Here is a 13,278-nt window from a genome sequence, read left to right as displayed (position 1 = left end):
GGATGCGTCAGCGAATTCCTAACTGCGCACGTAAGCGAGGTGCCATCTCCCTCGCGGCTTTTCCGCGGCTCCCAAGGCGGCTGAGTTGGGCGGCTGTCATCTCTCCATAGCTGCATCGCGTTTCGCGAATCCAGAAGAGCGACTCCAATCCGCCACCTGGATAGGCAACAGATTTGAGGATTTCACCCCAGCAAATACCCTCCGAGCTTTCAATCGACTCTCCATCTGGAGAGCACAGAACCATGGTGCTGCAAAAACGAGCACTGCGGTAGGGCTGGTCCGCCATCGATTGCAGCAGTTTTGCAATCTTCTCGTCGTCTGTAGGAGCGAGACGGGCTGTGTAGAGGCCAGGAGCCCCGTCAAGGGCATCTACCTCAAGCCCTGAGTCGTCAGCAAGAGACCAGGTCCCCGTCAGCTGGGCGGCTGCAGAGGCTTTAAGGAGCGCGTTTTCGAAATAGGACGTACCAGTCTCTTCAACCTCCAGCTCGGGTGGTTGAAGCACCACCTTCAGAGGAAGAGGCCCAAGCATTGCCTCAATTTCAGCAACTTTGCGTGGATTGCCACTGGCAATCGTCAGAGTGAGCACTGAAGGGGATCGAGAGAGTCCCATTGTGTGGGGTAAGGGTAAAAATATCGCTCAGATTCGAAAACGAAGCTCAGTTGCGGTTGAACATTCCACTCCGCTTACGCGGAAAACTTTGCTTCGTGGCGAAAGATATGGGGTTTGGCGGCCCTTGCCTAGCGCTTGTGTTGGTGTGCTCACCCGAACCAGCACAGGGCTTCAGATCAGTTCGGGCAAGGGTGATCAGCAGTGCTTATGAGGTTCAGTATGGACAATGATCTTGCAAAGGCCCCAAACAGCTTGACGAGTTGGCCTCCGGCAGACCAATGTCATCGGCGAACATTCCACCCCCCTTACTCGGTAGGCAATGGCTAACGAAACCATGGGTATCGCTCTCGGCATGATCGAGACACGCGGCCTGGTCCCAGCGATCGAAGCAGCTGATGCAATGACCAAGGCTGCTGAAGTGCGCCTGATTGGACGTGAATTCGTCGGCGGTGGCTACGTCACAGTTTTGGTGCGTGGCGAAACTGGTGCCGTCAACGCAGCTGTGCGTGCAGGTGCAGATGCTTGCGAACGTGTCGGCGACGGCCTCGTAGCGGCTCACATCATTGCTCGCCCTCATCGCGAAGTTGAGCCAGCGCTCGGCAACGGCAACTTCCTCGGACAAAAGGACTGAGATCAGCCGTTAACCCCCTGATGGGGTTGCGCCTCTCATTTCCCTTACCGACTTAACGGAATTAATCCATGAGCAAGAAGTACGACGCTGGGGTCAAGGAGTACAGAGACACTTACTGGACTCCCGATTACGTTCCCCTAGACACCGACCTGCTGGCCTGCTTCAAGTGCACCGGCCAAGAAGGTGTCCCCAAAGAAGAAGTGGCAGCTGCTGTTGCTGCTGAATCTTCAACTGGTACATGGTCCACTGTGTGGTCCGAGCTCCTCACCGACCTCGATTTCTACAAAGGACGTTGCTATCGCATCGAAGACGTTCCTGGTGACAAGGAGGCTTTCTATGCCTTCATCGCTTACCCCCTCGACCTGTTCGAAGAGGGTTCGATCACCAACGTTCTGACCTCATTGGTCGGTAACGTCTTCGGCTTCAAAGCTTTGCGCCACCTGCGTCTGGAAGACATTCGCTTCCCGATTGCATTCATCAAGTGCTGTGCAGGCCCACCAAACGGCATTGCCGTTGAGCGTGACCGTATGAACAAGTACGGCCGTCCACTGTTGGGTTGCACCATCAAGCCAAAACTTGGCTTGAGCGGCAAGAACTATGGCCGTGTTGTCTATGAGTGCCTGCGTGGCGGTCTGGACTTCACCAAGGACGACGAGAACATCAACTCCCAGCCGTTCCAGCGTTGGCAGAACCGCTTCGAATTCGTTGCGGAAGCCATCAAGCTGGCTGAGCAGGAGACCGGTGAGCGCAAGGGTCACTACCTCAACGTGACCGCGAACACTCCCGAAGAGATGTATGAGCGCGCTGAGTTCGCTAAGGAACTCAAGCAGCCGATCATCATGCACGACTTCATCACCGGTGGCTTCACCGCCAACACCGGTTTGTCGAAGTGGTGTCGTGCGAACGGCATGCTGCTGCACATTCACCGTGCCATGCACGCTGTGATTGACCGTCATCCCAAGCACGGCATTCACTTCCGCGTTTTAGCGAAGTGCCTGCGTCTCTCCGGTGGTGACCAACTCCACACCGGCACCGTGGTCGGAAAGCTGGAAGGTGATCGTCAGACCACCCTCGGCTATATCGACCAGCTCCGCGAATCCTTCGTTCCTGAAGATCGCAGCCGCGGCAACTTCTTCGATCAGGACTGGGGTTCCATGCCTGGTGTGTTCGCCGTTGCTTCCGGCGGTATCCACGTGTGGCACATGCCCGCACTGGTTGCCATCTTCGGTGACGACTCCGTTCTCCAGTTCGGTGGTGGTACCCACGGTCACCCCTGGGGCTCCGCAGCTGGTGCTGCTGCCAACCGTGTGGCCCTCGAGGCCTGCGTCAAGGCACGCAACGCTGGTCGCGAGATCGAGAAAGAAAGCCGCGACATCCTCATGGAAGCCGGCAAGCACAGCCCCGAGCTGGCCATCGCTCTCGAGACCTGGAAGGAGATCAAGTTTGAGTTCGACACCGTCGACAAGCTCGACGTTCAGTGATCGGTGCAAGGGGTGATTTTTTCACCCTTTACCCGAGCCTCTCGATGACTCCGGCCGGAAGCATTAGATCCGGCCAAAACATTTTTATAGCGTGATCCCCATGCCTTTTCAGAGCACCGTGGGTGACTACCAAACAGTCGCCACCCTGGAGACATTCGGCTTCCTTCCGCCGATGACCCAGGACGAGATCTATGACCAGATCGCTTACATCATTGCCCAAGGTTGGAGCCCGCTCGTTGAGCATGTCCATCCTTCCAATTCCATGGCCACTTACTGGTCTTATTGGAAGCTCCCGTTCTTCGGTGAGAAGGATCTCAACGTTGTTGTGAGTGAACTCGAGGCTTGCCATCGCGCATACCCCGACCATCACGTTCGCATCGTTGGTTACGACGCCTACACCCAGGGCCAAGGCTCCTGCTTCGTGGTTTTCGAAGGTCGCTGATCTTTCGGTCTCACGATTTCGAGCCCTGAATCATTCAGGGCTCAACTTTTTCTGTAGGGACTCGTTCCCTTCAACTCACGACGACACTCTCGGGCGGACATGGCAAGACTTTCTAGTCGCGAACTAGCACTCGAGCGCCGTAAGGCTCTCACCACTGCTGGCAAAAAGGCATCCGTTGCTGTATCAGCAGGTGCGAATCGCGTTCGGTCGGCCGGCGATGCTCGCAAGACGCGCACCAATGCAGATCCAATTGCGGCAGCAGCCCCTTCGAAGGCCGCAACCCCCGTCGCTGTTGAGCGACCAAGAAATCAATCACTGACATCTGCATCATCTGGTGCCCATCGTTCTCGGGTGAAACCTGTGAGCCAACCCAGTCGAGAGCTCGTGCTTGCTCGGAGAGAAGCCCTGTCACGTCGTGGGAAATCAGCAGATACAACCAAAGACAGAAATCGGGCTGAGGTCGCTCGTAAAACAGCGACCACGGCAGCCACATCAGCGCCAGCAGCCGCTAAAAAAGACTGTGGTTGTGGCGGCGCTAGCGCAGGCGAAACACCAACGCGTCTAAGCCGACAAGCGGCAACTGTTGATCTTTCAACCAACAATTCTTCTCGCCGGAGCAAAGCTCCAAAGCGACGTGCCATCGACAACCCAAGCCGTTCCCTGGTGTTGGCTCGTCGTGAAGCGATGTCTAAACACGGAAAAACTGCAGGAAAACAACCCACAAGTGCTGCCGCAGTGGCCCGTCAGGCCAATCCTGATCTCACCAGCCGAGAGCTGGCTCAACAGGTGCGTGAGCTTCGCGCGAAGTCCGGAGCCCGTAGCAAGCAAAGCGCTGGAGTAACGCGTCCAACTGGCCCAAATCGAAACGGAGCCAAGCAATCCGCCGCCGCTGATGCTCACTGGAAGGTGGGTGAGTCTGAGACGACGGGAGGTCAGACTGTGACAGGCACGCAGGCCAATCGCTCCGTCAAGACGACGGGTAATGAAGCCAGCACTTGTCGTTCCATTACTGGTACGGAATATCTCGGTGCGGAGGTCTTTCAGACCTTCTGTCAGAGCGCTCCAACGCCAACCACACCCGCCAAGGTTCGTGTGTCTGCCACCAGCCATGGCAATCGGGTCACAGGAAACGAAGTTGGGCGCTCGGAGAAAGTGACTGGGGATGAGCCTGGCACCTGCAAAAGCGTGACAGGCACGGAATATATTTCTGCGAATCAAAGCGCCGCCTATTGCGGTGGAAGCAACCCCTCTCCGCGCAAGGTTGGCCATAGCCTGACGCAGCAAGGTCGCCCAGTGAGTGGGGTGATGGTGGGACGATCCTCCAGCGTGACTGGCGATGAAGCTGGTGCGAATCGCTCTCTTACTGGTGATCAATATTTAGGGTCTGATCCCCTTCCTGAAGGGCGTCCAGCTGCCAAGGTTGGTCTGTCTGAAACCCTTTCAGGTACGGGTGTGACCGGCACGATGGTGGGCCGTTCTTCCAGTGTCACTGGAAATGAATTCGGATCTTGTCATCGGGTGACTGGTAATCAATACATCAGTTCCGAACAAGTCAATTCATTCTGTGGTGCGAAGCCGGATCCAGAAGCCGCCAAGGTTGGATTCAGCGTCACCAATCGGAATCAAGTTGTGAGCGGCACTCGCACCGGCCGTTCCGAAAAGGTCACGGGTGACGAGCCAGGAAGCTGCAAAGCAGTCACGGGAACTCCCTACGCAGGTCTCGAGCAAGCAGGCCAATACTGCGGTAACTCTGCTGTTCAAGCGATCCGCGAACGGACTCCCGTTCGTCCCGGTACGCCCTCCTCTCCGATGACAGGTCTTCAGCCAGGGATTGGAGGAGTGATGACAGGTGGCGAACGCGGCGCCTGCGAAGCGGTGACAGGAACTCCTTATATCGGTGCTGATCAGTTGTCAGCAGCGTGTGGTGCTGAGGCACCGCTCGGTACAGAGACCCATGGCCAATCACCAGAGGGATCGAGTTGGACGCGATTCAGTGTGGTGTCGCCTGCCCGAGCTGCGCAACAGCAGCGTGAGACCAGCAAAGGTGTCACCGGCACCGCTTATGAAGACAGCAGCCGTATTACAGGCCCTTTTGATTTGGCCGGTGGCAAAATCACCGGCACAGAGCAATTCCGATTTGATAATCGTGAATTTCAAGAGCGTCACAACCAACTTCAGCCCCAACGTCAATTTCAACCCACCACCCCTGAGGTTGAAGTCGCCACGCAAGAACCTGCTTCCCGGGTCACCGGAGAGGGCTCGTCCACCAAAGTGACGGGTGATGACTGGGATCGTGGTGAACATGTGACGGGCACGGAAGGTGTGTCTGCTCGTCGTCGTAATCCAAGCCGTTCTGGCGCGATGGGAGCCATGCCCCCCTTCGAACGAAAGCGCAACGAGCAGTCTGAGTGGCCTGAAAGTCGTGTAACGGGTTCCAGCGGCAGCACTTCAAAGGGTTCACTGATTACCGTCTCTGGCGGAGCACGGGGCTGATCAACGAATGGTCCGCTCTATGCCTTCCCGTGGCGGGCGACCTCTGTCCCCCTCCGCTCCGACGCGACGTCAGTTGCAACAAAGGAGAGCCGAGTCTTCGGCTTCCTCTGATTCCAATCAAGATCAGTCCAAGCAAGCTGATCCCAATCCCCCCTCGGCGCGTGCAGCTTCGCTTGAAAGAAGGCGAGCACTCACCACATCCGGTAAGGCCGCCGTCTTGGCTCAAGGCACGCTTGGTGCTGGTCGGGTCAGGACAAGCCAAGACAGCAGGCGTTCAGTCCCGCAACAACCCGCCTGGGTTCGTCGCGATCAAAAGTCTTCAAATGCACCACTGAGTCGTTCAAATCGCTCGACCCAATCGACCACAACGCTCCCAACGTCTAAGCGCTCAATATCCAATCGCCAAACATCTAATCGCCAAACATCTAATCGTCAAACATCTAATCGTCAAACATCTAATCGTCAAACATCTAATCGTCAAACATCCAAGCGCTCAGTCGCTCATCGCCTACATCCTTTAACGGATCGGGTTGCTAATGACCATTTACGTTCCTACGAACTAGAAGTCAAAGGGCGGTTTGAAAGGATTGTTCCTGTTCTTCAAAAGATTTCAGCGCTTCAACATCATGCTGATTTTATTGATCAGGCTCAGCTTTTAGCCTGTCGCGAGCTGGGATTTGACCTTCCCAAGCACATTCTTGAGCGTGCCTGGGTACGTCCTTTGGATATGAGAGCGCTCTATGCGTGGTGTGTTTTTGAATCGCACCGTGTTTTTAGTGATTGCTTTTTTCAGAAAGATCCCCTCGCTGCTTCTTCAGGGAGTGAAGCAGCCAAGACGTTTGAGTCCTTCCTTCTCGATTGTGGTTTTCATCTCCTTGATGTGACGCCTTGTGCGGATGGTCGTTTGGCTCATTCGATTGCTTACGCCTTACGTATTCCATTCAGTTCCGTGCGTCGACGTTCCCATGCCGGAGCGATGTTTGACGTCGAAAATACGGTCAATCGATGGGTCAAGACCGAGCATCGGCGTTATCGCGAGGCGATCCCTAATGCCGGCAGCCAGGACACCCGCTACCTCAAGGTCGTGACCTACCACTTCAGTTCCTTGGATCCCAGTCATCAAGGCTGTGCTGCCCATGGAAGTGATGACAAATTGGCGGCCTCTGCTGGATATCAGCGTCTTCTTGATTTTCGACAGGCTGTCGAAAATAGTTTTTGCTGCGGCGCTTCCGTTGACTTGTTGTTGATTGGACTTGATACCGATACCGATGCGATCAGGGTTCATCCCCCCTCAAGCGATAGTTCAACACAATTAGATCGATGGGTGTCAGCTCAAGATCTCTACGAGACAACGTCCACGATGTCTCCTGATCAGGCGTTGATTCAAATCGCTGAAGCCGTTGAATCTGGTGCACCCGGATCGATGGACTCGGGAATGGTGTCCTTGATTACGCGTTTAATTGCGAATAACATCTCTCAGATTGATTACGTTACCGAGCTTCATGCTGGTCCTTATCCCGATGCGGGTCATGCCGAACGTTTTATTGGTGTAGGCATCGGTTTTAAAGAAGTTCATTTGCGAAATCTCACTTACTTTGCGCATTTAGATACCGTCGAAGAGGGGGCACCCGATTTGGATGTCGGTGTAAAAATCTTCAAAGGTTTAAACGTTTCGCGAGATTTGCCGATCCCTGTTGTGATCCGTTTTGATTACTCCAGTTCCGTCCCTGGTGCGCGCGAACGAGCCATTTCGGATTGTCAGAGAGTTGATTCGGCTATTTCAAATCGATACTCAGACCTCGTTCGTGATGGTTTACTCCATACCTGTTTGACGATCCGAGATCGCAGTCAAACTGCTCCTGCAGAAGTTGTAGGGTCCACTCTCGATCCTGACGTTCAGGAGGCTCACTGATCATGCTTATCGTCAAGGTCATCAAGCCACTGGTTTCTACCAACCGCATCCCAGATTTCGAACACAAGCACCTTCAAGTTGTTTTAGACGGGAGCACGCAAAAGGTTGCCGTCGATGCTGTTGGTGCAAAGCCAGGTGATTGGGTGATTTGTGTTAGCAGTTCTGCTGCTAGGGAAGCTGCCGGTAGTAAGTCCTATCCCAGCGACCTCACCATTGTTGGGATCATTGATCATTGGGATCCGGATGCACCAAAGCCATCGTCTTCAGCGAAGGAGGCAAAGAGCTAATGGAAATCATGCAGGTGATGGGAACTCTGGTTTGTACCTTCCGCGTCGGAGGTCTGGATCACATGCACCTGCGAATCCTTAAAAACAACAAGGGTAAAAAACTCGTTGCAGTGGATCCTGTGGGAGCCCGCGAAGGCAACTGGGTCTTTACCGCCAGCGGTTCTGCCGCACGGCATGCCTGTCCCGACAACACTGTTCTTACGGATCTCACCATCGGTGGAATCATCGACTACTGGATGCCAGATGGATAACTAAGTCACCTCCTGCTCTCCGTCCCCTCTCAACCCAATCCAGCCAATGGCCACTCCTACACCCCGTCGTCGTTCCAGCTCAGATTCCGCAGCATCAACCCCAGCGAACAAAGCCGCTACCCCCTCCTCAGCAGCAGCAAAAGCAACCGTTGACGTGAAGCCTGTCGAGAGTGCCTCCGCTCCTGCAGCCAGCTCTCCCGCTCGCAGCTCCTCGCGAGCGACCCCTCCGAGTGGAGGCGGTGGAAAAGGCTCCAGCCTTCAGGCATCCAAGAGTTCTTCCCCGAAACGTGCCTTTGGGATTGCCCTTGGGATGATTGAAACCCGTGGCATGGTGCCTGCCATTGAGGCCGCTGATGCAATGACGAAGGCTGCTGAAGTGCAGCTCATTAGTCGTGAATATGTAGGAGGTGGATACGTCACGGTGATGGTGCGTGGTGAGACCGGTGCGGTGAACGCTGCCGTGCGCGCAGGAGCCGATGCTTGTGAGCGGGTTGGTGATGGGCTTGTGGCTGCTCACATCATTGCCCGCCCCCACGATGAAGTGGAGCCAGCTCTCTCCTGTACGAATGTGACTCGGCGGATGTGAGTCCGACGTCACCTCTCTCTAACTCCGTTTAGATTCCCCAGCCAACATTCCTCTCAACGGCGCAAACGCCCCGTTTCCTTTGATCTCAGCTGCAACGCTGCCTCTGCAAACCGCCTGGTTGATCCCTCTCTATGGGTTCGCCGGGATGTTGATCTCATTGCCTTGGGCTTTGGGGTTATTTAGGCGTGATTCCCATCGCCCTGCGGCTTACCTCAACATCCTGCTCACACTGCTCGCTTTCATCCATGGAAGCCTCGTGTTGCGCGATGTCATGGCAGGTGGACCCACCCTTCTGACGTTCCCATGGCTCAGCGTGGCTGATCTCAATCTTGAGATCAGCTTCAGCCTCTCTCTCACCAATGTGTCTGCCCTTGAGCTGATTACGGGTTTGAGTTTTTTCTCTCAGTTGTATTCCCTTGGCTACCTCGATAAGGAGTGGGCCTTAGCCAGATTCTTTGCCTTGCTTGGCTTCTTCGAAGGGGCGATGTCAGGGGTGGTCTTGAGCGATTCCTTGTTCCAGAGCTATTTCCTGCTGGAAATGCTCACGCTTTCTACCTACCTCTTGGTTGGTTTTTGGTACGCCCAACCTCTGGTTGTGACGGCTGCAAGGGATGCCTTCCTCACCAAGCGCGTTGGTGATGTGATGCTCTTGATGGGAATGGTCGCTTTAGCCACTTGGTCGGGTGTGACCAGCTTTGACGACCTCTATGCCTGGTCTGCTGCAGAAACCCTTAGCCCGTTGGCGGCGACGTTGCTTGGCCTGGGTCTGATTGCTGGCCCGACGGGCAAATGCGCCCAATTCCCAATGCATCTCTGGCTTGATGAAGCCATGGAAGGTCCTAACCCAGCCTCGATTCTTCGCAATTCAGTGGTGGTGACCTGTGGCGCCATTGTTTTGCTCAAGGTGATGCCTCTGCTTCAGAACGCGCCCGTCACGCTCGTTGTGCTGCAAGTGATTGGAACCATCAGTGCGATTGGAGGATCTCTTGTCTCGATCGCTCAAGTGGATATCAAACGCACGCTGTCGTATTCCACGACTGCTTACTTAGGGCTGGTCTTTATTGCTATTTCCTTGCAGGTGCCCGTGCTGGCCCTGCTGCTCCTATTCGCCCACGCCGTTTCCAAGGCGTTGCTTTCCATGAGTGTGGGTGGAGTGATCGCGTCCACAAATTGTCAGGACATCACTGAGCTGGGTGGCCTTGGCGGAAGGATGCCTGCCACCACGGGTTCCTACCTGGTGGGGAGTGCTGGGCTGGTGGGTCTTCTTCCCCTCGGAGGATTTCTTTGTTTAGCGCAGGCCGTTGAGCTGGTGGGAGCTCGCTCAGTGATTTTTGTACCGGTGTTTCTGCTCACCAATGCGCTAACAGCTCTCAATCTCACCAGGATTTACCGACAGGTGTTTCTTGGACGCTCCTTAACCAAGACCCGTCGAGCTGCGGAGGTGAATTGGCAGATGGCCTTCCCGATGGTGGCCCTTGCCGTGATCGTTGTCTTAACCCCGCTCCTATTGATTCGTCTGGAGTCTCTGGATGGTTTGCTTGCTTTCCCTCTTTGGGCAGGTGGAGTCGTCGTTGGCAGCGGACTGATCGGGCTGTTGGTAGGAGCTTTCATTCCCCTCAACAAAGCCTGGTCACGCTCCCTCAATCCAGTGCTGCGTTGGTTCCAGGACCTGCTTGAAAATGATTTTTATACAGAAAGGTTCTATCGGGTGACGATTGTGAATGTCGTGGCCTTGTTCTCAAAGCTTGCTTACAGCTTTGACCGCAATGTTGTGGATGGAGTTCTCCATGGTCTCGCTCGATTTTCACTTCAGAGTGCTGAAGGCCTGAAGTTGAGTATTAGCGGTCGAAGTCAAAGCTATCTATTAACCGTCATCGCGGCCATTGTCTTGCTTTTGTCATCCCTGAGCTGGTGGTTGAACTGAATTAATGATGATTCTCTCTCTGCTACTGATCATTCCTTTCTTAGGGGCCCTCTTGTTGTCCCTTTGGCCTGAGGGATCCACTTCAGCTCATTTAAGACGTCTCACCCTGGTGATTCTTTCGCTTCAATGCCTTGCAAGCTTCGCAGTCTTTTTCTGGTTTGATCCGAGCAACCCTGGCTTGCAGCTTCAGGAACGCTTCTCATGGCTTCCTAGCGTTGGCCTTGATTATTCCCTTGCGGTCGATGGAATCTCCCTTCCGCTTGTTTTGATGAATGCGGTTCTTTGCCTTGTGGCAGCATTGGCATCGCGAAAGATCGAGAACCGACCAAGAATTTATTTTGCACTTTTATTGATTATTAGTGGAGCTGTGAATGGGGCCTTTTTGGCTCAGAATCTTTTACTCTTTTTCATTTTTTATGAGCTTGAACTCATTCCATTGTGGTTGTTAATTGCGATTTGGGGTGGTGCTAATCGAGCCTATGCGTCCACGAAGTTTCTGATTGTTACCGCAGTTTCTGGGGTTTTGATTTTGGGAGCATTCCTTGGGATTGCTCTCGTCACTGGAAGCGTTGACTTTGGCATTCGTCCCATTTTGTCTGGAGAGATGGGGCTGACGTCGCAGCTTCTCTTGATGGGGGCCTTGTTGATTGGCTTTGGGATCAAGATCCCTCTCTTTCCATTTCACACCTGGCTTCCCGATGCTCACACCGAAGCCTCCACTCCCGTGTCGGTTCTTCTCGCTGGCGTTCTCCTCAAGCTTGGGACCTATGGGTTGTTGCGATTTTGCTTGGGTCTCTTCCCTGAAGCGTGGGAGGTTGCGGCCCCCTGGCTGGCCCTTTGGGCAGCCATTTCTGTGTTGTACGGCTCATTAGCTGCGATTGCGCAATCAGACATGAAGCGGATGGTGGCCTACAGCTCTGTTGGACATATGGGGTACGTCTTGCTCGCGGCTGCCGCGGCAACACCATTGGGTTTGATCGGTGCGCTCTTCCAAATGGTGAGCCACGGCTTGATTTCAGCGATTCTTTTCCTTGCCGTGGGTGTTGTTTATGAACGAACGGGTACAAGAGATCTGAACGTTCTTCGCGGACTTCTTAACCCCCAGCGAGGCTTACCCCTAACAGGAACGTTGATGATCGTGGGTGTGATGGCCAGTGCTGGAATCCCAGGGATGGCGGGCTTTATTTCTGAATTTCTCGTTTTCAGGGGAAGTCTTCAGCCATTCCCCATTGCCACCTTGCTCTGCATGGTGGGATCAGGTTTGACCGCTGTGTATTTCCTGTTGCTTGTGAACAGAGCCTTCTTTGGGCGCTTGGCCATTGCTGCAGGCAGCGTCTCCAATCCAACCATTCTTTCGATCGTGCCGCTCCATGAGCAGCTTCCGGCGATCGCGCTGTCTTTGCTGGTTCTGCTCCTTGGTCTAGCGCCTGATCTCTTGGTGGGGATGAGTCAGGCGGCCACAACCGGTCTCAGCGAATTAGCGCTCTTACCCATCACAGGAGGACTTTCATGACTGCTACCAAGATCACTGATGTCCCAACGCTTCCAACCCTCCCTGATCGTGAAGAGCTGGTTCGTCGTTTGCTCTCTGATCAACCGTTATTGGCCGATACACCCGACCATCTCCTACAGATTGTCAATGTTCTCGACAGCTACGGAATCGTTCTTGATGCCTACAGCAAGAACCTGGTGAATCAGGGTGAAACCCAGTTACTGAATCCATTCCCCGTGATGCGATTCTTTCACGAAGGTTTCAGCGTGGAGCGCTTATGGCAGCACCTTCGCGGTGATCGCATCAACTTTGAATATGCCGAATATTGCCAAAAAGCAATGTTTTGGCACGGAACAGGCGGAATGGATGCGTATTTCGATTCAGAGCCTTTTCTCGAGGCTTGTCAGAAGATCATTGCATTGCGTAGTCGCCGGGATCCATTGTTGGCATTGGTGCATCGGCTCTATCCAGGGTTTGCCCCTGAGGCAATCCGCTCGATGACCACCATTTACGCCCTTGGGCTTTTTTGGCGGGTGATGAGTGACCTGTTCCTCGACCTCTCTCGCCGCTATCGCAACGGTGAAATTGGTTGTGTGATCGATGCTGTTCATCACATCAGAGATGGATTAGTCGCTGCTGCTGGAAATCCGATGACTTACAAAGTCACGGTGGGGAATGAAGAGGTATGGGTTCTACCACCAGAGGCCGGACTGACATTTTTGGTTGATGTGGCTGTGCCCTACGTGGAGGCGGTCTTTTTTAGGGGCATGCCCTTCCTTGGGACTGTGTCCTACAACGCACAGGCTCGACAGATTTCAGCTGACATCGGAGATTTCAAGTACGGAGCCTTGTACGCAGATCCGATCCCGAGCATGGGAGCTGGGATTCCTCCAAGTTTGTGCATGCAAGATATGTACCGAAATCTTCCTGAGGAGCTCAGTGATTGGTATAAGTCCCATGGCAGGGGAATGCATGATGTTCATGTGCAGATCTGCATCAGTTTTCAAAAATCGATGTTTTGTGTCACCAATGGTGCAATCGCTGGCACGATGCCCCATCCCCTCGATACGACAGATGCCGATCAGCAACAGGCCAATCGGGCTTATGCCGAATCATGGGCTGAGCGCTTGATGGGGTGTCAGCGAGGGGCTCTTCTCTAATCCGTGCTG

At 54.3% G+C, this 13,278-nt stretch carries 12 protein-coding genes; 11 read left to right on the top strand and 1 reads right to left on the bottom strand.

Translation table 11 applies throughout. The features are described from left to right. Positions 1-7: 7 nt before the first annotated feature. On the bottom strand, positions 8-610 hold the full coding sequence (locus SYN8016DRAFT_RS05590; protein ID WP_006853349.1) for a non-canonical purine NTP pyrophosphatase: 603 nt from the start codon (positions 608-610) through the stop codon (positions 8-10). A 319-nt stretch (positions 611-929) separates the two neighbouring features. Between SYN8016DRAFT_RS05590 and SYN8016DRAFT_RS05585 the strand changes: the two genes are divergently transcribed. The 11 genes from SYN8016DRAFT_RS05585 (at position 930) to SYN8016DRAFT_RS05535 (ending at position 13,269) form a co-directional block, all read left to right on the top strand. Next, the gene (locus tag SYN8016DRAFT_RS05585) at positions 930-1,241 is read left to right on the top strand and encodes a BMC domain-containing protein (RefSeq protein ID WP_006169870.1); all 312 of its coding nucleotides are present in this window, start codon (positions 930-932) and stop codon (positions 1,239-1,241) included. A 68-nt stretch (positions 1,242-1,309) separates the two neighbouring features. Beyond that, positions 1,310-2,722 (top strand): form I ribulose bisphosphate carboxylase large subunit, encoded by a 1,413-nt coding sequence (locus SYN8016DRAFT_RS05580; protein WP_006853348.1) that lies wholly within the window; start codon positions 1,310-1,312, stop codon positions 2,720-2,722. A 100-nt stretch (positions 2,723-2,822) separates the two neighbouring features. Further along, a complete protein-coding gene (locus SYN8016DRAFT_RS05575) occupies positions 2,823-3,164 on the top strand; it encodes a ribulose bisphosphate carboxylase small subunit (RefSeq protein ID WP_006853347.1) in 342 nt (113 codons plus the stop codon). Positions 3,165-3,263: 99 nt separating this feature from the next. Further along, positions 3,264-5,657 (top strand): CsoS2 family carboxysome shell protein, encoded by a 2,394-nt coding sequence (locus tag SYN8016DRAFT_RS05570; protein ID WP_006853346.1) that lies wholly within the window; start codon positions 3,264-3,266, stop codon positions 5,655-5,657. A 7-nt stretch (positions 5,658-5,664) separates the two neighbouring features. Beyond that, the gene (locus SYN8016DRAFT_RS05565) at positions 5,665-7,569 is read left to right on the top strand and encodes a carboxysome shell carbonic anhydrase (protein ID WP_050802701.1); all 1,905 of its coding nucleotides are present in this window, start codon (positions 5,665-5,667) and stop codon (positions 7,567-7,569) included. A 2-nt stretch (positions 7,570-7,571) separates the two neighbouring features. Beyond that, positions 7,572-7,856, top strand: a complete 285-nt coding sequence (locus SYN8016DRAFT_RS05560; protein WP_006853344.1) for a carboxysome peptide A — start codon at positions 7,572-7,574, stop codon at positions 7,854-7,856. Beyond that, the gene (locus tag SYN8016DRAFT_RS05555; protein WP_006853343.1) at positions 7,856-8,107 is read left to right on the top strand and encodes a carboxysome peptide B; all 252 of its coding nucleotides are present in this window, start codon (positions 7,856-7,858) and stop codon (positions 8,105-8,107) included. Before SYN8016DRAFT_RS05560 ends, SYN8016DRAFT_RS05555 begins: the two co-directional genes overlap by 1 nt. 46 nt (positions 8,108-8,153) lie before the next feature. Then, positions 8,154-8,693 (top strand): BMC domain-containing protein, encoded by a 540-nt coding sequence (locus SYN8016DRAFT_RS15990; RefSeq protein WP_006853342.1) that lies wholly within the window; start codon positions 8,154-8,156, stop codon positions 8,691-8,693. 79 nt (positions 8,694-8,772) lie between these two features. Further along, on the top strand, positions 8,773-10,617 hold the full coding sequence (locus SYN8016DRAFT_RS05545) for an NAD(P)H-quinone oxidoreductase subunit F (protein WP_038013438.1): 1,845 nt from the start codon (positions 8,773-8,775) through the stop codon (positions 10,615-10,617). Between the two features lie 7 nt (positions 10,618-10,624). Further along, positions 10,625-12,130, top strand: coding sequence for an NADH-quinone oxidoreductase subunit M (locus tag SYN8016DRAFT_RS05540; protein ID WP_006853340.1), 1,506 nt, complete (start codon positions 10,625-10,627; stop codon positions 12,128-12,130). Beyond that, positions 12,127-13,269 carry a CO2 hydration protein gene (locus SYN8016DRAFT_RS05535; RefSeq protein WP_006853339.1) on the top strand — a complete coding sequence of 381 codons (1,143 nt, stop codon included), beginning with the start codon at positions 12,127-12,129 and terminating at the stop codon, positions 13,267-13,269. The genes SYN8016DRAFT_RS05540 and SYN8016DRAFT_RS05535 overlap by 4 nt, the downstream gene beginning before the upstream one ends. Positions 13,270-13,278: the final 9 nt, after the last annotated feature.

This window comes from Synechococcus sp. WH 8016, from assembly GCF_000230675.1.
In the GTDB taxonomy this organism is placed as follows: Bacteria; Cyanobacteriota; Cyanobacteriia; order PCC-6307; family Cyanobiaceae; genus Synechococcus_C.
Note: the sequence above shows the minus strand (reverse complement) of the source record. Positions and strands in the feature narration are given on the sequence as shown.